The organism is Collinsella aerofaciens (assembly GCF_964243765.1).
Taxonomy (GTDB): Bacteria; Actinomycetota; Coriobacteriia; order Coriobacteriales; family Coriobacteriaceae; genus Collinsella; species Collinsella aerofaciens_BU.
Window position 1 is genome coordinate 269,966 of sequence record NZ_CAXTGI010000001.1, and the last position, 25,323, is coordinate 295,288.

At 61.9% G+C, this 25,323-nt stretch carries 20 protein-coding genes; 14 read left to right on the forward strand and 6 right to left on the reverse strand.

What is annotated here, in order from left to right; genetic code table 11:
• Positions 1 to 11: 11 nt before the first annotated feature.
• The 8 genes from ACESSC_RS01195 (at position 12) to ACESSC_RS01230 (ending at position 11,356) form a co-directional block, all read left to right on the forward strand.
• The gene (locus ACESSC_RS01195; protein ID WP_373160911.1) at positions 12 to 3,476 is read left to right on the forward strand and encodes a DEAD/DEAH box helicase; all 3,465 of its coding nucleotides are present in this window, start codon (positions 12 to 14) and stop codon (positions 3,474 to 3,476) included.
• A gap of 101 nt (positions 3,477 to 3,577) precedes the next feature.
• On the forward strand, positions 3,578 to 3,940 hold the full coding sequence (locus tag ACESSC_RS01200; RefSeq protein ID WP_117862021.1) for a desulfoferrodoxin family protein: 363 nt from the start codon (positions 3,578 to 3,580) through the stop codon (positions 3,938 to 3,940).
• A gap of 117 nt (positions 3,941 to 4,057) precedes the next feature.
• Positions 4,058 to 6,043, forward strand: a complete 1,986-nt coding sequence (locus ACESSC_RS01205; protein WP_373160912.1) for an NAD(+) synthetase — start codon at positions 4,058 to 4,060, stop codon at positions 6,041 to 6,043.
• Positions 6,044 to 6,179: 136 nt separating this feature from the next.
• Positions 6,180 to 6,701: a crossover junction endodeoxyribonuclease RuvC gene (gene ruvC / locus ACESSC_RS01210; RefSeq protein ID WP_035137351.1), complete on the forward strand. Its 522-nt coding sequence runs from the start codon at positions 6,180 to 6,182 to the stop codon at positions 6,699 to 6,701.
• Positions 6,701 to 7,321, forward strand: coding sequence for a Holliday junction branch migration protein RuvA (gene ruvA, locus ACESSC_RS01215; RefSeq protein WP_373160913.1), 621 nt, complete (start codon positions 6,701 to 6,703; stop codon positions 7,319 to 7,321). The genes ruvC and ruvA overlap by 1 nt, the downstream gene beginning before the upstream one ends.
• Entirely contained in the window at positions 7,321 to 8,388 is a 1,068-nt protein-coding gene (gene ruvB, locus ACESSC_RS01220) for a Holliday junction branch migration DNA helicase RuvB (RefSeq protein ID WP_022095140.1), read from the forward strand. Before ruvA ends, ruvB begins: the two co-directional genes overlap by 1 nt.
• Positions 8,389 to 8,519: 131 nt before the next feature.
• On the forward strand, positions 8,520 to 10,187 hold the full coding sequence (locus ACESSC_RS01225) for a formate--tetrahydrofolate ligase (protein ID WP_373160914.1): 1,668 nt from the start codon (positions 8,520 to 8,522) through the stop codon (positions 10,185 to 10,187).
• A gap of 179 nt (positions 10,188 to 10,366) precedes the next feature.
• Positions 10,367 to 11,356: a hypothetical protein gene (locus ACESSC_RS01230; protein WP_373160915.1), complete on the forward strand. Its 990-nt coding sequence runs from the start codon at positions 10,367 to 10,369 to the stop codon at positions 11,354 to 11,356.
• A 12-nt stretch (positions 11,357 to 11,368) separates the two neighbouring features.
• On the opposite strand, the gene ACESSC_RS01235 is transcribed toward ACESSC_RS01230, so the two are convergent.
• On the reverse strand, positions 11,369 to 12,550 hold the full coding sequence (locus tag ACESSC_RS01235) for a cation diffusion facilitator family transporter (protein ID WP_117803033.1): 1,182 nt from the start codon (positions 12,548 to 12,550) through the stop codon (positions 11,369 to 11,371).
• 218 nt (positions 12,551 to 12,768) lie between these two features.
• Between ACESSC_RS01235 and ACESSC_RS01240 the strand changes: the two genes are divergently transcribed.
• Entirely contained in the window at positions 12,769 to 14,106 is a 1,338-nt protein-coding gene (locus ACESSC_RS01240) for a TFIIB-type zinc ribbon-containing protein (RefSeq protein ID WP_117778466.1), read from the forward strand.
• Between the two features lie 57 nt (positions 14,107 to 14,163).
• Here the strand turns inward: ACESSC_RS01240 and ACESSC_RS01245 are convergent, their stop codons facing one another.
• A complete protein-coding gene (locus ACESSC_RS01245) occupies positions 14,164 to 15,213 on the reverse strand; it encodes a PDDEXK nuclease domain-containing protein (protein ID WP_117564489.1) in 1,050 nt (349 codons plus the stop codon).
• 168 nt (positions 15,214 to 15,381) lie between these two features.
• Here ACESSC_RS01245 and ACESSC_RS01250 point away from each other — a divergent pair, with 168 nt between their 5' ends.
• Positions 15,382 to 15,651, forward strand: coding sequence for a hypothetical protein (locus ACESSC_RS01250; protein ID WP_117639757.1), 270 nt, complete (start codon positions 15,382 to 15,384; stop codon positions 15,649 to 15,651).
• Positions 15,652 to 15,743: 92 nt separating this feature from the next.
• On the opposite strand, the gene ACESSC_RS01255 is transcribed toward ACESSC_RS01250, so the two are convergent.
• The 4 genes from ACESSC_RS01255 to ACESSC_RS01270 form a co-directional block, all read right to left on the reverse strand.
• A complete protein-coding gene (locus ACESSC_RS01255; RefSeq protein ID WP_373160916.1) occupies positions 15,744 to 17,594 on the reverse strand; it encodes a phosphatidylinositol-specific phospholipase C in 1,851 nt (616 codons plus the stop codon).
• Between the two features lie 86 nt (positions 17,595 to 17,680).
• Positions 17,681 to 18,235 (reverse strand): hypothetical protein, encoded by a 555-nt coding sequence (locus ACESSC_RS01260; RefSeq protein ID WP_373160917.1) that lies wholly within the window; start codon positions 18,233 to 18,235, stop codon positions 17,681 to 17,683.
• Between the two features lie 305 nt (positions 18,236 to 18,540).
• Complete coding sequence (locus tag ACESSC_RS01265) at positions 18,541 to 19,134, reverse strand: hypothetical protein (RefSeq protein WP_373160918.1); 594 nt, start codon at positions 19,132 to 19,134, stop codon at positions 18,541 to 18,543.
• 241 nt (positions 19,135 to 19,375) lie between these two features.
• A complete protein-coding gene (locus ACESSC_RS01270) occupies positions 19,376 to 20,047 on the reverse strand; it encodes a hypothetical protein (protein ID WP_373160919.1) in 672 nt (223 codons plus the stop codon).
• Positions 20,048 to 20,352: 305 nt separating this feature from the next.
• On the opposite strand from ACESSC_RS01270, the gene ACESSC_RS01275 reads away from it, so the two are divergent.
• The 4 genes from ACESSC_RS01275 to ACESSC_RS01290 all read left to right on the forward strand — a co-directional run bounded on the left by ACESSC_RS01275 (position 20,353) and on the right by ACESSC_RS01290 (position 25,234).
• Positions 20,353 to 20,985 (forward strand): cyclodeaminase/cyclohydrolase family protein, encoded by a 633-nt coding sequence (locus tag ACESSC_RS01275; protein ID WP_373160920.1) that lies wholly within the window; start codon positions 20,353 to 20,355, stop codon positions 20,983 to 20,985.
• A gap of 2 nt (positions 20,986 to 20,987) precedes the next feature.
• A complete protein-coding gene (locus tag ACESSC_RS01280) occupies positions 20,988 to 21,890 on the forward strand; it encodes a bifunctional 5,10-methylenetetrahydrofolate dehydrogenase/5,10-methenyltetrahydrofolate cyclohydrolase (RefSeq protein ID WP_373160921.1) in 903 nt (300 codons plus the stop codon).
• Positions 21,891 to 21,956: 66 nt separating this feature from the next.
• Positions 21,957 to 23,276 (forward strand): IS256 family transposase, encoded by a 1,320-nt coding sequence (locus tag ACESSC_RS01285; RefSeq protein ID WP_373160922.1) that lies wholly within the window; start codon positions 21,957 to 21,959, stop codon positions 23,274 to 23,276.
• A 434-nt stretch (positions 23,277 to 23,710) separates the two neighbouring features.
• Positions 23,711 to 25,234 (forward strand): C69 family dipeptidase, encoded by a 1,524-nt coding sequence (locus ACESSC_RS01290; RefSeq protein WP_373160923.1) that lies wholly within the window; start codon positions 23,711 to 23,713, stop codon positions 25,232 to 25,234.
• Positions 25,235 to 25,323 lie beyond the last annotated feature (89 nt).

Genomic DNA, 25,323 nt, shown 5'->3' on the forward strand with positions numbered 1-25,323 from the left:
TGGAGGAAGTGATGGCACAGGGGACGTTTGTGCAGGCGCTCCGGAAAGAGGCGGCGCTGAGCGGCACCTTTATGAAGGGCCGCTCGCTCATGCTCAACGGCGCCGTGCTGTCGATTGAGGACAGCGGCTCGCGCTTCTCCAAAAACGTGACGGTTGAGGGTTCGGTGCGCGGCTCGCGCGGCGACCTGTACAAGACGCGCGTGGCGCTCGATATGGACGAGCATGAGGTGATCGACTACGACTGCGATTGCCCCGCTGCCTATCGCTACCCCGGCATGTGCAAGCACGCTATCGCCACGGCGCTTGCGTATCTGGACGCAAGCGGCACCGAGCCCGTCGAGGGCCTGCGCACGCCGGTCCGCACGTTTTCGGCGGCGCCCAAGCAAGCCGTGCGTCCCGCGTCCACCGCGCCGGCGGTCAACCCTAACTTTCCCTTCCCGGCGCCAGTTCCCACGAGCCCGAGCCTCATGGCGGCGCTCTCCGATCTTTCGGACGCGCGCATGGATGAGTTGGCGGGCATGCGCCGCAAGCTCGCCGGCACTGTCGACCCCGACGCCCCCAAAGCGGCGTTGGAGCCCTCGTTGGTGCCGTACTACAATCCGCTGTTCGCCGACCGCTTTAGCTGGGCGCTCGAGTTCCGCATTCGCTGCGGTTCGGTGTCCTACGTGGTCAAGGATATCGACGGCATGGCCGACGCCTATGTCCGAGGCGGCACCTTCTCGTACGGCAAGAAGCTCACATTCCTCCATACGCCTGAGGCCTTTGACGAGGTTTCGGTGCGTCTGCTCGACCTTGTTGTGGCAACGGTTGTGTATCTGAGCGACATCACGAGTTCGCGTTCGGCGTCGTACGATTTTGCACGCAGCGGCTTTGTCGCCGAGCGCCAGCTGCCGCTGTCCGAGCATGACATCGTATACATGCTGGACCTGCTGCGCGGCCGGACCATTTCCTTCGAGCCCGCTTGGTCGCGGGGAACGACGACGCATCGTTCCTACGAGGTGGCGGTTGAGTCGTCGCCGGTGGGGGAGGACGAGGCCTCGGCAAAACAACCGCCGCTCCTTGCCGCCAAGATCGCGCCGGCGGCCGGTGGTAGCTACGACCTGCGCCTGCCCGCCGATATGTACTGCTTTGTCTCGGGCGACGTTGCCTATCTGGTTGACACGCACCGCGCGCGCCGCGCCGATGCGGCGTTTGCCCAGCATGCCGCACCGTTTCTGTCGCGTCTGCTGCCCTGTCGCACGCCGGTCCATATCGCCGCCGAGCAGGTGGGCGAATTCTGCCGCATGGCGCTGCCCGTGCTGCGCGAATACACTGACCTCACCGCTCCCGCCGTGCTCGACACCGTGGCGCCCGAGCCGAGCTTTGCCATGGCAATCGGTGTCGACGATGGGCTCGTGACCTGCACAATTACGGTTACCTACGGCGACTGGTCGGCAGATCTCTTTAGCCTGGGCGCTCCGGGAAGCCCCTTCGAAGACCAGCGTCCTGGCGTGCCGCCGCGCGACGAGGTGGCAGAGTTTCGCGTTATGGACACGGCTGCCATGTACTTCGATTTCCACGAGGGCGGCCTGGCGTTTGAGGAACGCGATGACGAGAGCCTGTTCCACTTGTTGACCGAGGGTCTTTCCGCCCTGTCCGAGCTGGGCGAGGTCATGCTCAGCGACCGCCTGCGCCAGATCTCGGTGCGCCCTGCGCCCAAGCTTTCGGTGCGCGCGACCGTCAAGAGCAACCTGCTCGATGTCGAACTGGGCGCGAGCGGTCTTTCGGCGGCAGATCTTGCCATCTATCTGGACTCGTACAAGCGCCACCAGACGTTTGCGCGCCTGACGTCCGGCGACATTGTACGCCTGGACGAGGGTGCCCGCGCCGCGTTTGGTCTTGCCGAGGACCTGGGTGTCGACGCCGTCGACCTGCTCGATGGCGTGTCGCTTCCCGCGTCGAGTACCCTGTTTGTCGATAGCATGCTCGCGCGCACGCCGGCGCTCGAGGCCGATCGCGACGCCGCGTTCCGCCGCACCGTCGAGCGCCTGGATACGCTCGGCAAGATGGACTTTACGGTGCCGGCGTCTCTCAAGGCCACACTGCGCGGCTATCAGGTCGACGGCTACCAGTGGCTCGGTTCGCTCGAGCACCTGGGCCTCGGCGGTATCTTGGCCGACGATATGGGCCTGGGCAAAACGCTGCAGATGATCGCACATATCCTGGCGCGCGTGGAGGCGGGGGACACTAAGCCCACGCTTGTGGTGTGCCCTGCGTCGCTTGTGTACAACTGGACCGCCGAACTGGAGCGCTTTGCCCTGTCGCTCGATGTGTGCGCCATCGTGGGCGCCAAGGCTCAGCGTCGTGTGCAGATCGCCGGCGTGGCCGAGCATAACGTGGTCGTGACGTCGTATGACCTTATGCGGCGCGATATCGACGAGTATGCCGAGCAGGACTTTGCCCGCGTCGTGCTCGACGAGGCCCAGTACATTAAAAACCCGCTCACGCAGGTGGCGTGCGCCGCCAAGCGCTTGCCGGCCGGCGTGCGCTTTGCCCTGACGGGCACGCCCATCGAAAACCGCCTGTCCGAGCTCTGGAGCATCTTCGACTTCTTGATGCCGGGCCTTTTGGGGACGCGCGAGTCGTTTGCCAAGCGCTTTGAGAGCCCCATCGAGCATGCCGAGGGCGATAGCGCCGCTCGCCTACAGTCGCTCGTGTCGCCGTTTGTGCTGCGCCGTGTTAAGGAAGACGTGGTGGCAGACCTGCCCGAGAAGATCGAGGACACCGTCATGGCACAGCTCACCGGCGAGCAGCGCAAGCTTTACCTGGCCAACCAAGACCGCATCGCCCAGCAGGTGCAGCATCGTGAGGCATCCGAGTTTAAGAAAGACAAGCTCAAGGTGCTCGCCGAGCTCACCAAGCTGCGCCAGATTTGCTGCGATCCGCGTCTGCACTACGAGGACTACAAGGCGGGAAGCGCCAAGCTCGACGCTTGCATGGAACTCGTGCACGGTGCGCTCGACGGCGGGCACCACATTCTGCTGTTCAGCCAGTTCACGGGCATGCTCGATATTATCGGCAAGCGCTTGGCCAAGGAGGACGTCGGCTTTCTTAAGCTCACGGGCGCTTCGTCTAAGGAGAGCCGCGCCAAGATGGTCGCGCAGTTCCAAGCGGGCGAGGTGCCGGTGTTCTTGATTTCGCTCAAGGCGGGTGGCGTGGGCCTTAACCTGACGGCTGCCGACGTGGTCATCCATTACGACCCGTGGTGGAACGTGGCCGCGCAGGACCAGGCGACCGACCGTGCGCACCGTATTGGCCAGCAACATACCGTGACCGTGTACAAGCTCATCGCCAAGGACACGATCGAGGAGCGCATCATGCAGATGCAGGAGTCCAAACGCGACCTGGTCAATAGCATGCTCGGCGGCGACGGCATCTCGTCGGCGCTGTTTACCCGCGAGGATGTTCTGGCGCTGCTCGGCGGCGACGGGCGCTAGTCTCGCTCGTTATGTGTTCATTTGCCATGCCGTGGATGGTTCGCCTGCCTTTGGGCATAAGAAGCATCGAGAACACCGGCACATCAGCAAAGGAGAACATCATGGCGAAATTCTTTAAGGACCCCGACGGCAAGCTCATTGCCGCCCTTGGCAACGACGTTGCAACCCCTGCCGGCTGCACGGAGCTGACCGCGAACACCGAGGACGCGGCGCACGAGAAGCACGTGCCCGTCGTTGAGAGCGAGCGCGACGGTCACGTGATCCGCGCACGCGTGGGCTCGGTCGAGCATCCTATGGTGCCCGAGCACTACATCGAGTGGATCGCCCTTGAGGCCGAGGGCCGTCTGGAGGTCCATTACCTCCAGCCCGGCATGAAGCCTGCGACGTTTTTTGCCGGCGGTTCCAAGACCGGTACCGTCTATGCCTATTGCAACCTGCACGGGCTGTGGTCCGCGACGTTCTAGGAGCGCGCCCCCGCTCGGGGTATCATAGCTAGCATATGCACATGCGAGCGCCGACTGCATCATGCGGCCGGCGCTTTTACTGCGATAGCGACGGTTTACGACGGAAAGGGCTGAGCCATGAAGCTCGCACTTGCACAGATCGATATGCGCCTGGGTGATATTGAGGGTATCTGCGGTCGCATCGAGGACCAGGCGCGCCTGGCCCACGAGCGCGGTGCGCGCGTGCTGTGCGTGCCGGCTCCGCTCTTTATGGGGGCCCTGCCCGGCGGCCTGGTGGGCGCTGCCGACTTTGAGCACGACATGCTGACGGGTCTGACCGGCGTCGCCGAGCGTATCCAAGAGCTCGATATGATCTGCATCGTGCCCGCGGCGGTTTCGTTTGAGGGCCAGCCCCTGCTCGACTACATGATGCTCAAGGACGGCCATGTGGTACCGGCCCGTTCGAGCATTGCCCTGCAGCGTGGCGAGAACAACGACGCGCGTTGGGCGCCGCCGGTGTTCGACGTGGACGGCGTGCGCATCGCGGTGATCTTCGACCTGGACCGCGAGCTCGAGATGCTGCCGACCGGCGTCGACCTCATTGCGTATTTCCAGTTCAACGCATTCGATATGACCGACCGCGAGACCGCCGCGATCGCCGCCGTGCGCAGCGGAGCCTACCGCAAGATCGCCTCCAAGCGCAGCGTGTGGTTTGCCTGCATGGCGCCGGTCGGTGCGTACGACGAGTCGGTGTATACCGGCGGCTCGTTTGTGCTCGACGACTGCGGCCGCGTGGTGGCCCAAGCGCCGTGTTTTGAGGAGAGCCTACTGGTTCAGGAGATTCAGCGCGGTGTGATGCTCGATGCCTTGGAGGATCACGAGCTGCCCGAGTTTCGTTCCGAGGAGTGGTTGTGGCAGGCGCTGGTGCTCGCCGTTCGCGATAACGCCCGCGCCCGCGGTACGTCGCGCGCCGTGGTGGCGCTCGAGGGCGATCTGCCGTCGTCCCTGCTGGCGGCGCTTGCCGTTGACGCCCTGGGTCCGCGTAATGTGGTCGGCCTGGTGCTGGGACGCAACCGCATCTTTACGCCGGCGCAGGAGGAGGCCGAGGCTGCTCGCTGTGCCGCCGTCCGCGCGATTGCCGAGCGCCTACATATTCGCACGGTTGAGCGCGATGCGCCGGATGCCGCGCGTGTGCTCGACCGCGATGTGTCGGCGGGCGACGCCGAGCGCCTGCGCTCTCGCACGCTGGGTCTCATGCTGGAGGACACGGCACTCGAGCTGGGCGCGATGGCGTTGAGCCCGCTTTCCAAGACCGAGTACGCGTTGGCGGCACCGGCACTTTGCGGTGGCTACCAGGGCGATTACGCACCCTTTGGCGACGTATACCTGTCGACGCTCGAGTTTGTGGCGCGCGTGCGCAACCGTACGTCTGCCGTGGTGCCGCAGGAGCTCGTGACGCTCAACGCGGTGGAGGATTGCATGGAGCGCGTGCTGGCGCAAGCGCTCTCGACGCTTGACGGTCCGGTCGACATGCTCGACCGCGCGGCGCAGCTGCTTGGCGGGCTTGAGCCGGGCGAGGTCGATGGTGCGCTTGAGTCGCACGTGGACCGCAACCGACCCTTCGACGACATCCCAATGGCCACCGGCAAGCCCGAGGCGTGTTCGTTGCTGCTGATGCTCGTGCGCCAGGGAGAGGCGGCTCGCCGCCAGCTGCCGGCGGCGCCGATCGTCTCGGCCCGTTCGTTTGTCGAGCGCGCCTGGCCGTACATGCTCGCGTGGTCCGACCTGGGGCTGAGCGGCAAGGAGCGCATGACGGTCGATTCGTTGGCGCGCGCTGAGGTGCGCCGCTTTGCCGACGAGGATACAAGCGATCGCATGCGTGGCGAGATGATGGGCATTTTGGGCGAGCTGCTGGGTATTTCGCCCGAGCAGATGGAGGAGCTGCGCTCCGAGGACGGCCAGCGCCGCCTGCACGAGGGCATGAAGAAGTTTGAGGGCGAGGTCCAGGACGCCATCGAAAAGATGATGGGCGGCCAGGGCGGACCGCAGGGTGGGCCCCAGGGCGGACCGATGCCGCACCCGCCGGTTGATCCGAGGCAGTTCCCATTCTTCAGCCAAAACTAACTATGGGATGGGATTCGCTCCCAACCCCGATACTTCACTAAGCGTCTTGGCCCCGTTGTGTTATTCTAGAACAGACGTTCGTGAATGATGCGCGGGGCCTTGCCTTGTGCTTTGCTGGTGACGAGGGGAGGCTGGCTTGGTCATTTTGGGTATCGACCCCGGTTTGGCCCATACGGGTTGGGGGATTATCGAGGAGCGGCGCGGCGAGGTTCGCTGCCGTGCCTACGGTTGTATCGAGACGAGCGCGGGCAGCCCGCTCGCGGTGCGCCTGTCGCATATCGCCCGCGACCTCAAGGGTGTCGTGGAGCGTTATCGACCCGATACCGCTGCTATCGAGAGCATTTACTTTGGCGCCAACGTTCGCTCGGCCATCCCCACGGCGCATGCCCGCGGTGCCGCGCTCGTGGCGCTTTCGGAATGCGCGCTCGAGATAGGCGAATACACGCCCATGCAGATCAAGCAGGCCGTGGTGGGTACGGGCGCTGCGGATAAACGGCAGGTTGCCTACATGGTGCGCACGCTCACGCAGCTCGATCACGACCCTCACCCAGACCATGCCGCCGATGCCCTGGCCTGCGCCATCTGTCACGTCAACCTCAGTCGCACGCGGGCGCTTACCGGTGGCGAGTTCTATCAACAGAGAGGAACCGGATACTGATGATTTCCCAGCTCCATGGAACGCTTGTCGAGGCCACGATGAGCTTGGCCGTCGTCGATGTGTCGGGCGTGGGCTTTGAGCTCGGTATTTCGGGCAGCACTGCGGCCACGTTGCCGACGCCTGGCGGCGAGGTTCGCCTCTACACGCGCATGCAGGTGCGTGAGGACGCCATGACGCTCTTTGGTTTTGCCTCCAAGGACGAGCGCACGATGTTCGATCGGCTCGTGTCCGTCTCGGGCGTCGGTCCGCGCCTGGCGCTTGCCGTGCTTTCCACCTATACCGTGGGCCAGCTGTATTCCCTGGTGATGGCCGAGGATGACAAGGGCATGGCCAAGGTTCCCGGTGTAGGCAAAAAGACCGCGCAGCGTCTGATCCTGGAGCTCAAGAGTACCTTTGCCAATGACAAGGGCTTTGTGCCGGTCGACGTGATTCCCGGCCAGGTTTCGATGCCGGTTCCCGCCGCCGCTCCTTCGGCGATCGATGACGCCCGCGCGGCGCTCCTCTCCATGGGCTTTAGCCCGCAGGAGACCGATGTCGCCCTGAGCGGGTATGATGGGCAGGATATGCGTGTCGAGGATCTGCTCGGCGCGGCGCTTAAGCGACTCGGAATGGATGCGTGATGTGGGAAGCCGATGACTCTCAGGACCTGTGGGCGACGCCCGGCAACTCGCCGGCGGCATCCATGGCGCACGGCGAGCGCATGGTGGGCTCGGAGCTGACGGCCGAGGACCTCGATGTCGACCGCACCCTGCGTCCCCAGCGCTTGGACGACTATTGCGGTCAGGAGCATATCAAGCAGAGCCTGCGCGTGCTCATCGAGGCGGCGCAGAGCCGTGGCGAGACGCTCGACCACGTTATCTTTTCGGGCCCTCCGGGTCTGGGTAAGACCACGCTGGCCACGGTTATCGCCAACGAGCTGGGCGCTCAGATTAAGACGACGAGCGGCCCCGCTATTGCGCGTACCGGCGACCTGGCGGCTATCCTGACTAACTTGCAGCCGGGTGACGTGCTGTTTATCGACGAGATTCACCGCCTCAACCGCTCGGTCGAGGAGGTTCTGTATCCCGCTATGGAGGACTTTGCGCTCGATATCGTGATCGGCAAGGGTCCGGCTGCACGCTCGATTCGCCTGGATATCCCCAAGTTCACGCTGGTGGCGGCAACGACTCGCTCGGGCATGTTGACCGGCCCGCTACGCGACCGTTTTGGCATTTCGTATCGCCTGGATTACTACACCGTCGAGGAGCTTGCCCAGATTGTGACGCGCTCGGCGACCATCCTGGGCGTGACGATCGACCATCCCAGCGCGCTCGAGATCGGCTCACGCTCGCGTGGTACGCCGCGCCTCGCCAACCGTCTGCTCAAGCGCGTGCGCGACTACGCGCAGGTGCGCGGCAACGGTCCTATTGAGCTTGATATTTGTCGTCAGGCGCTCGAGTTCTTCGAGATTGATGAGCTTGGTCTGGACTGGATGGACATTCGTATCTTGGAGACACTCGCCAAGACGTTCTCCGGCCGTGCCGTTGGCTTGACCACGCTTGCCAGTGCGGTGGGCGAGGACCCGGGTACGCTTGAGGACGTCTACGAGCCCTATCTGCTGCAGTGCGGCTTGATGATTCGCACACCCCAGGGCCGCCAGGCAACGCTTCGCACCTTTGAGCATTTGGGAATTGAGCCGACCGTTTAGGACGGGTCTGTAGGCTATTGCTGAGCATTGGATAAACATATCGCCGTTTGTCGGTTGCGGGTGCTTTACTATTGCGCGCCCGTGCTATGCTGAATTGGTCTTTTTCTCATCCGGTAACGAAAGGACCGCCCATGCCTACTGACATCGAAATCGCACGTTCCGTCACGCCGCTGCCCATTACCGAGGTGGCCAAGAACGCCGGCGTCGACGTTAAGCATCTGATTCCGTACGGCTTCGACAAGGCTAAGGTCGACTATTCCCTGCTCAACGAGCCGACCGATCACCAGGCCAAGCTCGTCCTCGTGACTGCCATCAACCCCACGCCTGCGGGCGAGGGTAAGACCACCACGACCATCGGTCTGGCCGATGGCCTGCGCCGTCGCGGCGTCAAGAGCGCTGTGGCCCTGCGTGAGCCTTCGCTCGGCCCCGTCTTTGGCGTCAAGGGCGGTGCCGCTGGCGGCGGCTGGGCGCAGGTCATCCCCATGGAGGACATCAACCTGCACTTTACCGGTGACTTCCACGCTATCGGTGCCGCTAACAACCTGCTGGCCGCCATGCTCGACAACCATATTCAGCAGGGCAACCAGCTCGGTATCGATGTTAAGCGCATCACCTGGAAGCGCGTCGTCGACATGAACGACCGTCAGCTGCGCCATGTCATCGACGGTATTGGCGGCAAGGCCCAGGGCGTGCCGCGCGAGGACGGCTTCGATATCACCGTTGCCTCCGAGGTCATGGCGATCCTGTGCCTGTCCACGAGCATCAACGATCTTAAGGAGCGCTTGGGCGAGATCGTTGTCGGCTACAACTATGCCGGCGAGCCCGTCCGCGCACGCGACCTTAAGGCCCAGGGAGCTATGGCCGCACTGCTCAAGGATGCGCTCAAGCCCAATCTGGTGCAGACGCTCGAGGGTACGCCCGCGTTTGTCCACGGCGGTCCCTTCGCCAATATCGCCCACGGCTGCAACTCCATCATGGCCACGCGTATGGCTATGCGTTTTGGCGATGTCGCCATTACCGAGGCCGGCTTTGGTGCCGACCTGGGAGCCGAGAAATTCCTGGACATCAAGTGCCGCATGACGGGCGTTCGTCCCAACGCCGTCGTGGTCGTCGCCACCGCTCGTGCCCTTAAGTACAACGGCGGTGTTGCCAAGGCCGACCTCAACGAGGAGAACCTCGAGGCCCTCAAGGCCGGCATGCCCAACCTGCTGCGCCACGTCGACAACATTCAGAATGTCTACGGTCTGCCCTGCGTGGTTGCCATCAACCGCTTCCCGACGGACACCGAGGCAGAGCTTGCGCTCATCGAGTCCGAGTGCCAGAAGCTCGGCGTCAACGTTAAGCTTTCCGAGGTCTGGGCCAAGGGCGGCGAGGGCGCGCTCGAGCTTGCCGATGAGGTCATGCGTCTGATTGAGCAGCCGAGCGAGCTCAAGTTTGCCTATGAGGACGGCGCCGATGTGGCCGACGCTCTTGAGGCCATTGCCACCAAGGTCTACCGCGCCGACGGCGTTGACTTTACGCCGGCCGCCAAGCGCCAGCTCGCCGAGCTGCGCGAGAACGGCTTTGGCAACCTGCCGGTGTGCGTGGCCAAGACGCAGTACAGCTTTAGCGACAACGCCAAGGCCCTGGGCGCTCCCGAGAACTTTCGCATCACGGTGCGCGAGCTCAAGGTTTCCGCCGGTGCCCACTTTGTGGTCGCACTGACTGGCAGTGTTCTGACCATGCCGGGCCTGCCCAAGGTTCCCGCGGCCGAGAACATCGACGTCGACAACGACGGCAACATCACCGGCCTGTTCTAAGCCTGTTGCCCATAGCTGCTTGCCCGCCCCGTCGCGCTCCCAAGGCCCGGCGGGGCTTTTTTATCCTTAGGCCCGCGCATGTCTTGTAGATACCGACGGGCTCTGCCCATCATAGGCTTTTGCGCGGGTAGAATGCATGGATAACTTGAGGCTCACGCGCGACGGAAAGGAATCGTTGCATGGATCAGGACAAGACAACCGTGATGGGCGGCTACGGTTCCGCGCAGGCTGGCGATAGCGCCGATGCGACCCGCGTTGTTCCCAACCCCGGCTATACCGACCCCGCCGCGACGCAGCCTTCTGCCGAGCCCACCCGGGTTATGGGCTATGGCGACACGGCGCAGGATTCTTACGCTGCATCTTCGCAAGGCCCCTATGGCAACGCAGCTCCGGACCCGTTTGATTACGCGCCGCAGGATTCTTATGCCGCCTCGACGCCGAATCCCTATGATGACCTGCCGCAAAATCCCATTCCGCAGCCTCAGCAGACGACGTATATGCCTCGCACGGCGCAGTCTCGCTACGAGTCGCGCGAGCCGTATCGCGAGTACCCCAAGTCGATTCCGCAATATGGCGAGGACGAGGAGAAGAAGCCGTCGCGTTCGTCGAGCGTGATCAAGAAAATCCTCATCGTGCTGGCGATCTTCTTTGCGCTGTCGGTTGTGTTTGCCATTGTGTCGGGCATGCTCAACAAGCGAGGGAGTTCAACGGCCGATACCGCTGCCGAGCAAACTGAGACTACCCAGTCCGGCACCGTCGATCTGAGCGATATCCCGGGGCAGTACTGGTCCAACGCCAAGAAGATCCTCAAGTCGCGCGGCGCCGATCTTTCGAATGCCGTGGTCCTGACTGATGATGGCTCAACGCCCGTCGTCGATGCCAACTGGGTCGTTACTTCTGCCTACTATAACGACAACGGCAACCTCGAAATTCAGCTCACGCACAAGAACAGCTCGGGCAACTCGTCCGACGGCCAAAGCGGTACCGACGGCTCGAGCTCCAATACGCTGGAGGACTTGAGCAACAAGGCACAGGAGCTTGGGGATAAGGCCCAAGAGCTGGGTGATACGGCTCAGAACCTGGGCGACACCGCTCAGAACTTGGGCGACATGGCGACGGATGCCTGGAACGCCCTACAAAACGGCATCTCGGGCGCGCAGGGAAACTAGCTGGTAAGTGGGCTACAGCTGCTCGGCCGGACGCTCGGGCGAGCTGAAGCCCGAATCAAATGTGACGACGCACGAGACGTTGGGCCGGCGCTCGTGCACGATGCGCGTGACGAGCTCCAGCAGCTCCTCGTCGGATATATCAAAGCCGTCGGGACGCACCAGGTCAAACGAAACGAACCCGTCGTGCTCGTGCAGGTCGTGGATGGAGAGTGCGGGGTCGATCTGCATGATGCCGCGCTTGACCCAGCCGCGCAAATCATCGCCGGTTGTCGCGATGGGGTCGCAGTGCAGCGTGATGTCAATGCCCATCTGGCGCTTGATGTCGTGCTCGATGGTGTCCAGGATCTCGTGATGTTCAAACGCGTCGCCCTCGCCGGGCATCTCCACGTGGGCGCTGGCAAACTGACGACCGGGGCCGTAGTCGTGCACCATCAGGTCGTGTGTGCCCAAGACCTGCGGATAGGACATGATCTTGTCGCGGATTGCCTGGACGAGCTTGGGGTCGGGCGCTTGCCCCAGCAACGGGCTGATGGCGTCGCGCACCAGGCCCATGCCACTGATGCAGATGAAGACGCCCACGCCCAGGCCCGCCCAGCCGTCAAGGTCAAAGCCGGTCGTCTGCGAAATAAGCGCTGCGGCCAGGACCGATCCCGAGGTGATGACGTCGTTTTTGGAGTCCTGTGCTGTGGCGATGAGTGTTTCGGAATCGATACGGTTGCCCAGCGCACGGTTGAATGCGGCCATCCAGAATTTGACGAGCATGGACAAGACGAGAGCGGCTAGGGAGACCAGCGTGTAGGCGGTGGGGGAGGGCTTGATGATCTTAGTGACCGACTCGAGGATCAGGTTGATGCCGACGGCGCAAACCAGGACGGCGACAAACAAGCCGGCTAGGTACTCGTAGCGGCCGTGGCCATAGGGGTGGCCTTCGTCTGCAGGGCGGCTGGCAAGGCGGAACCCGAGCAGGCTCACGATGTTGCTCGAGGCATCGGAGAGGTTGTTGAAAGCGTCGGCGATGAGGGAGACGGAGCCGGCGAGCAGGCCTGCGATGCCCTTGGCCAGGCACAGGGTGATGTTGAGGCCAATGCAGATGAGGCTTGCGGCGAAGCCCGCGTTGGTGCGGCAGGAGGCATCGACCGGCTCGCCCTCGCTGCCGGGAACAAGCGTATGTACCAGCCGATTTACAAATAGCATAGCGGTCGTCCTCACAATCATGTTTAAGGGGATAGTGTAGCTCGCATGGGCGCACCGTGCGCCGGTGCTCAGAAAATGCAGCAATGGTCTGCCCGCGCTAACGAGCAGGCCTTCCCGTCTGCCTGGGTGGTCCATTTTGGGCCACATGGGTATGGGCATGTGCCAGTTTGCTCGACATACTTAATGTCGACAGCCCCTGTGCAAAGGAGGACGTTTCCATGGACGAGATGTTTGCCATTAAATGCCAAAACTGCGGCGGCCCTATGTACTCACACCAGGCTAAACGCAGCTTTGAGTGCGCCTATTGCGGCACGGTCGTTCCGTGGCAGGCCGATGCGGGGGAGCCCAAGAGCGCTTTGGGCATTCGCCATGCGCCGCTGACGGTTGTCGATGGGCTACTTAAGCTCACCCATGTGTCGCAGCTCGAGCGCCCGGAGGACCCGGACTGGTATTTCTTTAATTCGCACTGGCGCAATCAGTCGGTTCTGGAGCATCTGCTATGGGAGGACCGCGGCACGGCGCAGGAGTTCCAAGAAGCCACGCACGTGAGCATTCCCTGCCCCTTCTGCGGCGCGTCCTTTGAGGGCGAGTCAACGCAGCGTGTGTTTGAGTGCCCGTCCTGCGGCAACAAGATCGGCATTGCCGACCTGCTCAAGCCCGGTACGTTTAGCAAACGTCTGACCATGGGCGTGGGTGCGGAGTATGTGCCGGAGCAGGGTATTCCCTGCGAAATCTCACCGCAGCAGGCACGTGCCAACGCGCTGCAGCTGGTGCGCCAGTACCCGGATGCCTTTGCCGGGCACGACGTGGAAGACGCGATCCAAAACGACATGATGCTCTTCTATTTCCCCATGGCGCTGGCGGACCTGCGTATGATGGCGAGCTTCCCGGGCAAGGGCCTGAGCAAGGAGACCTTGGTGTACTACGAGGTACTCGATTGGGCGTATCCGCGGGCAAACTACCTGGACGTTCGTCTTATGGGCATTTTGGAGCCGTGGGACTTTGGCAAGGTGGGGCCGTTCGATCCTGCCATGCAGGAGGGCGACTTTCGCGTTGTCTCCGTCGATGCATCTACCAAGGACCAGGTGGTCATTGATAAGCTGGCGCTCGACATTGCCGGCAACGATGCCGAGGCGGTACTGGGGCTCAATAAAAAGAGCATTCGCATGTGGGCGCGCAAGGCCCGCAAGCAAAAGGACGGTCTGGTGATGGTGCCGGTCTACTTTGTCGATCGTCCGGCGACGGATAGCCGCGACGGCGAGCAGGTGCGCATCGCCGTGAACGGCCAGACGGGCCGCGCGGCCGCGGTGGTGTTTAGCGACAAGCGCGAGACGCATATCGTGGCGCCGCTCAACCTGAGCCTTCATCTGTCCGGCGAGAGCACCGTGCACGCCACGCCCATCGAGGTCAAATACGTTAAGTCGCCGTTTCTGTACCAGATCGTGCGCCGTGGAGGCGGCGAGCAACCGCGCCAGGTTGCAGCCGCCGTCGAGGGTTCCTACCGAGAAGAAAAGCCCAAACGCAAGGGCTTGCTCGCTGCGATCTTTGGGAAGTAGGGAAGCGCAGCGCGGGACGGCTCACAGGCGTGCGGGCGTTTCGGTCGCAACGTGCTGCTACCCTTGCGTTTCGCCATTGGTCGCTTCGTTGATGGCGCGGTACTCGGCACTCAGCTCGCGCGCCAGCTCTTCCTTGCTTGGAAGATACGGCAGGTATTTGGCGGCAAACACTTGGTCGTTGTCTTCGGGCAGCGTGTACTCGACGATCGAATCGCTTTTGTCCGCGCAGAGCACGATGCCTATGGGCGGATTGTCGCCTTCGTTCATGAGCTCACGCGTGTAGTAGTTCACATACATTTGCATCTGGCCCAGGTCCTGATGCGTAAGGTCATCGGTCTTAAGGTCGATGAGCACGAAGCAGCGCATCAGATAGTTGTAAAAAACAAGGTCAATATAGAAATGGCGCCCATCAAAGGTGATGCGCTTTTGGCGCGCCTCGAAAGCGAAGCCACGGCCAAGCTCCAGCAGGAACTTCTGAAGATGTGTGATGAGCGCCTGCTCTAGATCGCTCTCGCGAAACGCAGTATCGTCCGAGAAACCTAAAAACTCCAGTACATATGGATCGCGGATGATATCCTCGGGGCGACGAGCTGGGGCGCTCTTTTGGATTTCTTGGGTGACAGCCTCCTTGTCTTTGCTGGCAAGTAGGCGCTCGCGGAACATGGTGTTGATCTGGCGTTCGAGCTGGCGCGTGCTCCAGCGAGAGTCGGCGCATTCGTTCATGTACCAGGTGCGAGCTTCGGGGTCAGGAATGCGTATTAACCTGCGGTAATGTGTCCAGCTCAATTCGGGACGCAGTGAGTCCCGAATTGGAAATGCAAGATAGAACTGACGCATTTTGCGCAGCTCTCTTGCTCCAAAACCTTTACCAAAATCCTTGGTAAGTCTGATTGCGAGGGCCTTGAGCAGCGCCTCTCCATACTTGGCGCGCTCCTCTCCGCCCTGCTCATCAACTATGCTCTTGCCGATCTCCCAATACGCCTCAACCATCGCAAAGTTAACGGCGGTATAGGCCTTGTCGCGAGCGGCGTTGAGAATCGAGGAAACCTGCTTGTAAAAACCTTCGGGCACGATTGCCGATTCTCCACGGTTTACCAGTTCGCCCATCACTGTCGCCCCACTTTCCTCTTGTGGAATGCATCTTTATCGCATCTAGTTTAAAGCCTCGCGCGGACACGAATTGCTGTGCTGTCTGGCACCTTCGCATGGGAGCCTTGCGGTGACTAAAATGTGGCAATAGAGACAGTTTTAGCGAACCCCACGGGAGTGACGCGTATGGACAACAACACGCTGCTATTCCAGGACAAAGGTTCGGGTAGGTTTAAAGACGTTAAGATCTACCCCAATCGTATCGAGGTGCTCAAGAAGGGCACTTTTGGCGACAGGCACACCGAGATTGTCTACCTTAAGGACATCACGGGGGTCAACAGGATCAAGGGTCGCGACGTTTCCCTGCGTAACAGGCTGTTGACCGCTTGCGTCTTTAGCCTGAGTAGCCGTGCGAAGGCCCAGGAATTTGTGAAAGCTCTGAACATGGTGATGTAGCCGATAGCGGCGTTCGGGCCAAGGTAAAAATCGGGGCGCAGAACGGTATTCTGCGCCCCGATTGAGTTAATGCGCCCAAAAGACTGGCTTGCCTATTCGTTAACGTCCTCGGTATTGTCGCGGTCACTGGCAAGCATTGCTGCACCTGCGACCGTTGTCGCCACGGCGGCGGCAGCGAGCCCGGCGGCAACGCCAGAGCCGTCGCCCGTGTTGGCGAGCTTTCCGCCCGAGCTCTTGCCCTGGCCTCTCTTGTTGCTCTTGCCGTTCTTGTCGGCGCCGCCTGCGTTGGAACCCGTGTCGCTGCCGGTGCCGCCTGCACTGCCCGAGGCCGCTACGGTAAAGCTTGCGGCTCCGTCGCTGGCGAGCGTGTAGTTCTGCGCCGCGTCGCCCAAGAGACCGTTCACGCGCACCCAGTACGTTCCTGCGGCAAATGTTTCGCCCTCGGCCATTGCCGTGCCCGGAGCGCCGTCCGCGTCGTGCACAAACTCGAGCTGGGCCGTGCAGGCATCGGTTTCGAGCTTGCCCTCGAGTGATGCCGCAATCTTGGCGCGCACGTCTTCGCCGGCCTTAAGGCCTTCGAGTCCCTCAAAATGGGGCGTCAGCGCGCGTGGATCGATATCGATAGGCACAAAGCCCTGCAGTCTTGTAACGGTCTCGTTGCCCAGGGCATCAACATCCACGTATTCAATGGCAAACGCATGGCCCGAAGCCGCCACGTTGAGTACGTTGCTGCTGTCGACAAGGCGGAAATGGCCCTCGCCAACGGTCTTGCCATCCTGGAGCGAGGCATCGCTCAGCGAGTCGCCGTACGTCATGCGCATGCGGGTCGGGAGGTAGTACGAAGCTGTCTGCTTGTGCTGTGTATCGTAATCGTAATTGCGCTGGTAGATGCTCCGGGCCAGCGCCGCATCAACAAAGTCGGATGCGATGATGCCAATGTGCTCGAGGTAATCTGACTTTGTATCCTCGATGCCGCTGGGATTGATGTACGGGCTCTTATACAGATGCTCGTTGACTACTCGTGCCGAGGTAAAAGGATTGCCTCCGTGCGACAAGCCCGTGCAGCTGGTGTAGTTGATAGACCAGCAACGCTCCTGGACTTGCACCTTGGCCCCGTCATCGTCCGCGACGTCCACCTTGTTGCGCGTGCGCCCGGTCGTTTCCTTCAGCGCATTATCGACCCAGCTGAGCTTGTCGGTTCCCGTGAGTTTGTACTTGTCCTGGGCGTATACCTTGGTGCAATAGGGCTCTTTGTCTCCTGTTTCCCCCGCGGCTTCAAAGCCCCGCGCGTCTTGGACGAGACACATAGTGGCGCTGTCGGAGTGAGCCTTGATCTTGTCATCCCATTCGGTAAGGTCGAGGCCCCACGTGTGGCCGCTTACACTGTTGCCGGCGAGCCTAAATCGACGCAGCAGAACGATCTTTCCGCGCACCTCGTGTAGCGTGGGGATTCGGCTCGACGTATAGAACAGTTTGGGGTTGTCGTCCAAAACCTTGGCGAAAGCCGTCGTAACACTTTCGTCGGTAGCCTCGTCGTTGCCTCGTGACACCAGCATGATGAGCGCTTCTGTCGGGTTTTCGTTCAAAAACGTTTTGAAGTAGCCTATGACATCGGAAAGATGCATAAAGTACGCGTCTTTTTTGAGCAGGTAGTAATCCCCGTGGTCGATACCGGGGTCGTCGCCCTTTCCGAGCCGGATATCAAAATAGCGAATGCCTTCGAGCAACTGCGTAGGAATGTAATCCTGCTGGCATTTTACTTGCGAGGATTGGGGCTCAGTGTCGTTGTCCACGCTGCAGGTGCCCGAATCGTGCGTACCCGGGATGCTCAGCTCGTCGAGGAACTTGTTGTCGTCGACGTATTTCATCCAACATGGCCCATCGACGTAGCTGCTGTACGTGATCCAGTCGAGGCTGCTAACCGTGGCATCGTTCTTTTTCATGTCGTAACCGATAAGTTCGAGCTCCCACGGAATGCTCTTACTCTTATGGCAGATCTTATTGTTGTCCTGGTCTTCGCCGTTCGATTCTATTGCCAGGTACTTAATGTCTTTTTTCTCGGTTTCTTTCTCGACCGTGCGGTCTCGGATGATATAGGTTCCGTTTGATTGACGCTCGAACGCAAAAGCGCGGCTGGGCTTGTTGTCATACTCGCCGCCCCATACGTGGATGACCTTTCCATCTTTGTCAGAGTCGTCGTCGACCGACCAAATGCTGTAGCCCGTCTTTTATGCTCTTCGAAATTGAGCAAGGTGCGGATAGCATACCAGTTTGTATCGTCATTCTTGGTCGTTACGTTCTCAAGGATGAGCTTGCTGGACGTGCCGTCGTTAAACAGGTGGCAGACGTTGCCGCGAACGTTGCCGTCTTGGTTGACGCTCGCGGTGCGAAAATAGCCCGCGGGGCGAAGGCGAATGACGAAATTGTCGAGGCTGTCCGCCGGTTTGGGCGTGTCGTCTGCAAATGCCGCTCGCAGGGGAATGCCCGGTGCCGCGGTTTCTGGCAGGCTTGCAAGCGGCGACAGCGCCGCAAGACCTAAGCCCAGCGTAAATGCTCGGCGACTGATGGCATGATGTTCGGCCATGACTCCTCCATTCGCAGGGTGCGGTTATGCGATAGTTTTGGTCACTATACTGCCCAGATGTTTAAAGATGCTGGTTTAATTGTCTGCGCGGCGCAATAAATCGGTGGGCGGACGTGTTGGGGTGTTTATCGTTTTCGTACTGTTGCCACATTTGGGGCGGTTCCGGCGTCCGGCATCCTCGCGTTCGTCGGCTACCGGCATAAGAAAGGGAGGGTCGGTTTACCGGCCCTCCCTGGGTACGAAGCGCTGGGGTACCGTCGCTTGTTTGCACTGCGACCGTGTTTCCCGTTGCGCTCGCCAGTCGCTTAGCGCTTGATCTCGATATCGTCGAGCTTGACGTCCATGGCCTCGGTCTTGGCTTCGGCGATGTCGTCGGCAAATTCCAGAGACTTCATCATGGTCTCGACGGCGTCCTTGTGCTCCTCGACGTTGTCGATGCTCACGTATACGCTGCCGCCGCCTGCTTCGGTGAAGTACTCAGTCGTCACGCCGCCCGAGTGTGTATAGGAAGCGTTGCGCCAGGTCTTGCCGTTGTACTTGACGGGATCATTCTCGGTCCACTCAAAGTTGGCCTTCCATTTGGCCTCGTAGTCGAACAGCTCGTCAGCGTTCTTGTCAGAGTCGAAGACGGGGATGAAGCGGTCGCTGGCGTGCTCGCTCTCGGTGAACTTAAACTGGGCCCTATCGGCCGTGTCGCCTGCGACGTCCGTGATTTCGACGCCCTCGGGCACCTCGACCTTAAACCAGATGAAGTCGGTCCTTATATCCACGGCTGGCTTTTCTGCGCCGCCGCCACCGCCACTGCCAGCAGCGCCACCGCTTCCGCCGCAACCCACCAGGGCAACCGCGGCAAAAAGACTCATGCAGAGGGTGAGAATCGCAAAGGCCTTCTTTTTCATGGTCGTGTCCTCCTCGATCTGTAACCGCCCATGGATTACCTGTCTTTACTGTACGCGCGAGCGGCTCGTTCGGGTGGGCCATGTGTCCCATTCTGGGGGCAGGATTTGCGCCGACAAGTGGCAATATACGCGGGCACAAAAGAGGGGAGGGCCGATGTCGTCGGCCCTCCCCGGGTTGGGCGCCCGTTGTTTTAATGGAGCGCATGTGCGCGGGTGCGCATAGGCACGTGCGGGTGCCCCGTTACTTGATCTCGATGCTCGAAATCTCGACTTCGCGTGCCTCGTCAACTGCTTTCTTCATGTCGTCGGGGAACTCGATGGAGTTGAGGAGTGTCTCGGCTTCTTTCTTGTGCTGGTCGAAGTTCGAGATGAGGACGTAGGCGCTTCCCGGCTCAACGTCGGTAAAAAGCATGGTTGAGATGCCGCTGTTGTCCTCGTATGTTCCGACGAGCCACGTCCTGCCGTTATACTCGACGGACCCGCCATCCTTCCACTGGAACGTATCCCCCTTCTTTTCCGCCTGGTCGGCGTGGGATTCCTCGGCCGTCAGCGCTTTTTTCCAAACGGGGATAAAGCGATCGGCCGAGGCGTTCTCGTCTTCGGGGAAGGTGAGCTGAACCCTGTCGGCATTCTTGCCGGCGGAGTCGCTTACGCCGACGCCCTCGGGCATCTCGACCTTAAACCAGATAAAGTCGGTCTTCTTGGCGACGGGGACCTTTTCCTTGCTCTCGCTCTTGGAGGCGCTGCCGCCGCCCGATGCGCTCCCGCCGCAGCCGACAAGGGCAAACACGGCAAAGAGGGCGATGCAAAGGGAAAGGATCGATAGGGTCTTTTTCTTCATGGTGGCGTCCTCCTTGTCTGCCAGGGACATCGTGTGCCGCGGATCGCTGGGGCGGCGGTTACGCATGCACATGATGCCTTTGTTTGCTGTGCGGTTATTCCTCCATTCGTCGTCCGGTGTCGTGGCGAGCGTTGCCCCAACATAGGGCTCCTTACCTATATGTATGCCCCAGTTGCCGCTGCCCGGGAGTCTCGAAACGTGGGCCATGTGTCCCATGTTTGTGTCGCTGCCGCCTATCGTGTGCCATAGAAATCCGCGATGGCCAGGTGCGCTGACGCCCATGTGCTTATGGGCTAGACTTAGCACCATTATGTGATCGATGCGGTCGGTCGGCGGTTGCCGCTCGACCGATGTATATGACTTGAAGGTGCATGTGTATGAGCCAAGAGATGATGGACAAGACCTGCCGCGGGTTTGCCGAGGCGCTTGCCGCGCGCGAGCCGGTGCCCGGCGGCGGCAGCGCGAGCGCCTTTGTGGGTGCGCTGGGCGCCTCGCTGTGCGGGATGGTCGCGCGCTACGGCGCGACCAACCCCACGCTTGCCGATCGCGCGGATGACCTGACGCGCGCGTTTGCCCAGGCTGATGAGCTGGCCCAGGAGCTTGTCGAGTTGGTTGCCGAGGACGTTCGTGCCTATGGGCAGGTGTCCGCGGCGTACGGTATTCCGCGTGACGATCCGGCTCGAGCGACCGCGATTCAGGATGCGCTGCATGTGGCCGCTATGCCGCCGTATCGCATTATGGATGCCTGCGGGCGTGCGCTGGCGCTGCTCGAGGACATGGCCGACAAGGGTTCGCGTCAGCTGCTGTCCGATGTGGCGTGCGGCGCCGTGTTCTGCCGTGCCGCTATGCAGGGCGCGAGCTTGACGCTCTTTGCGAACACCACGTCTATGAAAGATCGCGTTCGTGCCGAGGAGCTCGAGACGGCGTGTGATGAGCTGCTCGACACATGGTTGCCGCGCGCCGATGCGCTGGCGCGCCGCGCCGCCGACGCTGCAAGGAAGAGAGGATAGCCATGGCTGAGCTACTGAAGGGTGCTCCTGTTGCTCGCGCGCTGACCGAGGAACTTGCTGTTCGCTGTGCCGCTTTGCGTGAGCGCGGCGTTGTGCCGACGCTCGCCATCGTTCGCGTGGGCGAGCGCGAGGACGACCTATCCTACGAGCGCGGTGCGCTCAAGCGCTGTGAAAAAGTGGGGATTGAGGTTCGTCGCATTTTGCTTCCCGCCGATGTTTCGCAGGACGAGCTGTTGACGGCCATCGAGGACATCAATACCGATTCGGCTGTCCATGGCTGTCTGATGTTCCGCCCGCTGCCCGCCGGCCTTGACGAGAACGCCGTCGCCGCAGCGCTCGATCCCGCCAAGGACGTTGACTCCATGACGCCGGCTTCGCTGCTCACCACGCTTTCGGGGCGCGGTGAGGGTTTTGCCCCCTGCACAGCCGAAGCCGTGCTTGCTTTGCTGGATCATTATGGCGTTGAGCTGGATGGAGCTAAGGTTGCTGTGGTCGGGCGCTCGCTGGTGATCGGGCGTCCTGTTGCTGCCATGCTTACGGCGCGCAATGCGACCGTGACGACGTGCCATACGCATACGCGCGACCTTGCTGCCGAGTGCCGTGCGGCTGATATTGTGGTTGCCGCCGTTGGACGCGCGCGCACGATTGGCGTGGATGCCGTTCGCGAGGACCAGACGATCATTGATGTGGGCATTAACTGGGATGAGGACGCTGGCAAGCTGGTGGGTGACGTCGATTTTGTTGCCGCGGAGCCGGTTGTTGGTGCCATCACCCCCGTGCCGGGCGGCGTGGGCGCCGTGACAACGGCGATTCTCGCCAAACACGTGATCGAAGCGGCCGAGCGCGGTAGCGCACAGAGATGTGGTGTAAGAGGCGGGGCATGCCCCGCCTCCGCCCTTTCTTGAAAGGGAGGGGACACCGCCTAGAATTCGTCGTTGGAGTAATGAAGGTGACGAATGGAAGGAAAGGCGATGCCCCAAGAAGAGAGTGTACTGCGCCTCGGTCGCGACGAGGCCCTCGAGGCGGCGAGGCTTTGGCAGGAGTGCGGCGACGCGCGCGAGTTCGCGTGCAGGGTGCTGGGCGGCGTGATGAACGCGCTGATGGACTCCGAGGCCCAGCAGATGTGCGGCGCGAGCCGCAACGAGCGCAGCGACGGCAGGGAGAACAGCCGCAACGGCTACCGCCCCAGGTCGCTCAAGACCGCCGTGGGCGACGTGGAGCTCGAGATACCCAAGCTCAGACACGGCACCTACTACCCCGAGGGCATGCTCGCGCGATGGTCGCGCGTCGACACCTCGGTGGCCGCCATCGTGCAGGAGATGTACGTGTGCGGCGTGTCCACCCGCAAGGTCGAGCGCGTGGCGTCCAAGCTGGGCATATCCTCGCTGTCGAGCTCGGAGGTCTCGAGCCTCTGCTCCGACCTCGACGCCGAGGTGGCGGAGTTCCGCCGCCGCGACCTGTCGGGCACGCCGTGCTGCTACCTGTGGCTCGACGCCACCTACATGAGCTGCAGGGTCGGCTCGTCGGTCGTCTCGCAGGGCGTCGTGACCGCGATCGGGCTGGGCGCCGACGGGCGCAAGCACTTCCTGGGCTGCGACGTGGTCGACACCGAGAGCGAGGACTCCTGGGCGGCATTCCTCGGCGGGCTGCGCGAGCGCGGGCTGGCCGGCGTTCGCCTCGTGGTCTCCGACAGCCACGCCGGGCTCGTGGCCGCCGTCTCGCGCCTGTTCCAGGGCTGCGCCTGGCAGCGCTGCGTGACGCACCTGCAGCGCAACCTCCAGAGCGCCTGCTCGGGCAGGCCCGAGGACTCCAAGGCGGCCGTCAGGGACCTCGTGCACGCCGCGGTCTACCAGGACGACCCCGACCTCGCGCGCTGCGTGTGGGCCGAGGCGGCGCCCTGGGTGGCGTCGGTGTCCGCCAGGGCCGGCGAGGTCTTCGAGCAGGCCGAGGACTCCGCGCTGGCGTTCACGGCCTTCCCCAGGGCGCACTGGGCCAAGCTCCGCACCAACAACGTCCAGGAGCGCGCCAACCGCGAGATCAAGCGCCGCTACAGGGTCGTGCAGTCCTTCCCCTCGAGGGAGTCGATGCTGCGCCTGACGTGCGCGAGCCTCATGGAGACCGAGGGGCAGTGGTCCCAGCAGCGCGTGTTCTCCGAGGCCTCGGCCGCCGAGGGCTTCGCCGAGCCCGCGGACAGGCCGGCCCCGACAGAGGGGAGGCGCCGCGCGCTCGGGCGGCGCGCCAGGGAGATAGTGGACGAGATAGTCGAGAGGCGCGGCCTCAAGAAGGAGTAACATCGGAGCTTGCAGCGACGGACCTCAGGACACTCTTACACCACGTCTGCGCGCGCCACCCCGAGCGCGCATCGAAATAGGCGTTTTGGGCTGTTTGAGGGGTTAGTTCTATACCCCGTGGACAAAAAATGCCAAATATGAGTACTGTTGCCAAGATAGTCACATATATTTTAGGTCAAATAGGCTCTCTAACGATATTTATTATCGTTAGAGAGCCTATTTTATTGGACCTATGAGGAATTAAATCATCTAATTTCTGAACAAATGTAGACTTTCGACACCCATACGTAGCAAAATTGCTGTTACTAAATTGGTGACAGTACTCATATTTGGCATTTTTTGACCACAGGGGTTGCCAGCGCCGTGTTTTCGCCCTTTCTGCGCCGAAGCGATACACTGTTATCGTTTGATTTCTTCGCTCAAGGAGGATGCGCATGCCGTGCACAACGATTTTGGTTGGTAAGAACGCGAGCTACGACGGGTCGACGTTGGTTGCCCGCAACGAGGACTCGTCCAACGGGGTGTTTGAGCCCAAGCGTATGCGCGTGGTGCATCCCGACGAGCAGCCGCGCGTCTACACGAGCGTCCTGAGTCACCTGACCGTTGAACTGCCCGATAACCCCATGCGCTACACGAGCGTCCCCGATGTTGTCCCGGGCCACGGCATCTGGGCCGAGGCCGGTTTCAACGAGCTCAATGTGGGCATGTCCGCAACCGAGACGCTCACCACCAACGAGCGCGTTCGCGGCGCCGACCCGCTCGTCGACTACGTGCCCGCCAAGGGCAACGAGGACGAGGACGGCTATGTTCCGGCACAGCCCGGTGGCCTGGGCGAGGAGGACATGGTGACCCTGGTGCTGCCATATGCCAAATCCGCCCGCGACGGCGTACGTATCCTGGGCGACCTGCTCGAGCGTTATGGCACCTACGAGAACAACGGCATCGCCTTTAGCGACGTGGACGAGATCTGGTGGCTCGAGACCATCGGCGGCCACCACTGGATCGCCAAGCGCGTGCCCGATGACGCCTATGTGACCATGCCCAACCAGCTGGGTATCGACAGCTTTGACCTGGATGACGCCGAGGGCGCCCAGGCCGACCACATGTGCTCCGCCGACCTGCGTGCCTGGATGGCCGAGTGGCATCTGGACTTGACGCTGGGCGTTGAGGGCGACGGTCCGGCGACGGTCTTCAACCCGCGCGAGGCCTTTGGCTCGCACAGCGACAGCGACCACGTCTACAACACGCCGCGCGCGTGGTACATGCAGCGCTGCCTTAACCCCAGCGATGTGTGGGACGGTCCCGAGGCCGACTACACGCCCGAGAGCGATGACATCCCCTGGAGCCGCGTGCCCGAGCGCAAGGTGACCATCGAGGACATTAAGTACGTGCTTTCGAGCCACTACCAGGGCACGGAGTACGACTGCTACGGCAGCAAGGGCACGCCCGCCACACGCGGCGCCTATCGCCCCATCGGCATCAACCGCAACAGCCAGCTCGCCATACTGCAGCTGCGTCCCTATGCGCAGCCGGCCTACCGCGCCGTGCAGTGGATGGCCTTTGGCTCCAACTCGTTTAACGCACTGGTTCCGCTGTACGCCAACGTCGAGACCATGCCCGAGTACTACGCCGGCACCCAGGCTCGCGTGACGTCCGAGAACTTCTACTGGGCCAACCGCCTGATCGGCGCCCTGGCCGATGTCCGTTTCCACGAGTGCGGTCGCGCCGTCGAGGACTACCAGGAGAAAGTCGGCGGCATGGGCCACAAGCAGATCCATGACGTCGACGCTGCCGTAGCCGTTCTGCCCGAGGCCGAGGTGCCCGCCGAGCTTGCACGCGCCAACGAGGCCTTTGCCGAGCGTGTTCGTGTAGAAACCGATGCTCTGTTGGGCAAGGTGCTCTACACCACGAGCTGCGCCATGAAGAACTCCTTCGCAATGAACGATAACGTGAGGTAGGGATTCCCTATCGGTTGAATAGCGCTAAAACGCTTTGTCGCTTTCACTCAATCTTGGGTACAAGAACGCCAATGCAGTTGTTTGTGATT

What these genes read in the sequence shown, in the direction of transcription:
- ACESSC_RS01195 (WP_373160911.1), top strand. Translation starts at nt 12, where the DNA reads ATGGCACAGGGGACGTTTGTGCAGGCGCTCCGGAAAGAGGCGGCGCTG.
- ACESSC_RS01200 (WP_117862021.1), top strand. Translation starts at nt 3,578, where the DNA reads ATGGCGAAATTCTTTAAGGACCCCGACGGCAAGCTCATTGCCGCCCTT.
- ACESSC_RS01205 (WP_373160912.1), top strand. Translation starts at nt 4,058, where the DNA reads ATGAAGCTCGCACTTGCACAGATCGATATGCGCCTGGGTGATATTGAG.
- ruvA (WP_373160913.1), top strand. Translation starts at nt 6,701, where the DNA reads ATGATTTCCCAGCTCCATGGAACGCTTGTCGAGGCCACGATGAGCTTG.
- ruvB (WP_022095140.1), top strand. Translation starts at nt 7,321, where the DNA reads ATGTGGGAAGCCGATGACTCTCAGGACCTGTGGGCGACGCCCGGCAAC.
- ACESSC_RS01225 (WP_373160914.1), top strand. Translation starts at nt 8,520, where the DNA reads ATGCCTACTGACATCGAAATCGCACGTTCCGTCACGCCGCTGCCCATT.
- ACESSC_RS01230 (WP_373160915.1), top strand. Translation starts at nt 10,367, where the DNA reads ATGGATCAGGACAAGACAACCGTGATGGGCGGCTACGGTTCCGCGCAG.
- ACESSC_RS01235 (WP_117803033.1), bottom strand. Translation starts at nt 12,550, where the DNA reads ATGCTATTTGTAAATCGGCTGGTACATACGCTTGTTCCCGGCAGCGAG.
- ACESSC_RS01240 (WP_117778466.1), top strand. Translation starts at nt 12,769, where the DNA reads ATGGACGAGATGTTTGCCATTAAATGCCAAAACTGCGGCGGCCCTATG.
- ACESSC_RS01245 (WP_117564489.1), bottom strand. Translation starts at nt 15,213, where the DNA reads ATGGGCGAACTGGTAAACCGTGGAGAATCGGCAATCGTGCCCGAAGGT.
- ACESSC_RS01250 (WP_117639757.1), top strand. Translation starts at nt 15,382, where the DNA reads ATGGACAACAACACGCTGCTATTCCAGGACAAAGGTTCGGGTAGGTTT.
- ACESSC_RS01255 (WP_373160916.1), bottom strand. Translation starts at nt 17,594, where the DNA reads ATGAAAAAGAACGATGCCACGGTTAGCAGCCTCGACTGGATCACGTAC.
- ACESSC_RS01260 (WP_373160917.1), bottom strand. Translation starts at nt 18,235, where the DNA reads ATGGCCGAACATCATGCCATCAGTCGCCGAGCATTTACGCTGGGCTTA.
- ACESSC_RS01265 (WP_373160918.1), bottom strand. Translation starts at nt 19,134, where the DNA reads ATGAAAAAGAAGGCCTTTGCGATTCTCACCCTCTGCATGAGTCTTTTT.
- ACESSC_RS01270 (WP_373160919.1), bottom strand. Translation starts at nt 20,047, where the DNA reads ATGTGCATGCGTAACCGCCGCCCCAGCGATCCGCGGCACACGATGTCC.
- ACESSC_RS01275 (WP_373160920.1), top strand. Translation starts at nt 20,353, where the DNA reads ATGAGCCAAGAGATGATGGACAAGACCTGCCGCGGGTTTGCCGAGGCG.
- ACESSC_RS01280 (WP_373160921.1), top strand. Translation starts at nt 20,988, where the DNA reads ATGGCTGAGCTACTGAAGGGTGCTCCTGTTGCTCGCGCGCTGACCGAG.
- ACESSC_RS01285 (WP_373160922.1), top strand. Translation starts at nt 21,957, where the DNA reads ATGCCCCAAGAAGAGAGTGTACTGCGCCTCGGTCGCGACGAGGCCCTC.
- ACESSC_RS01290 (WP_373160923.1), top strand. Translation starts at nt 23,711, where the DNA reads ATGCCGTGCACAACGATTTTGGTTGGTAAGAACGCGAGCTACGACGGG.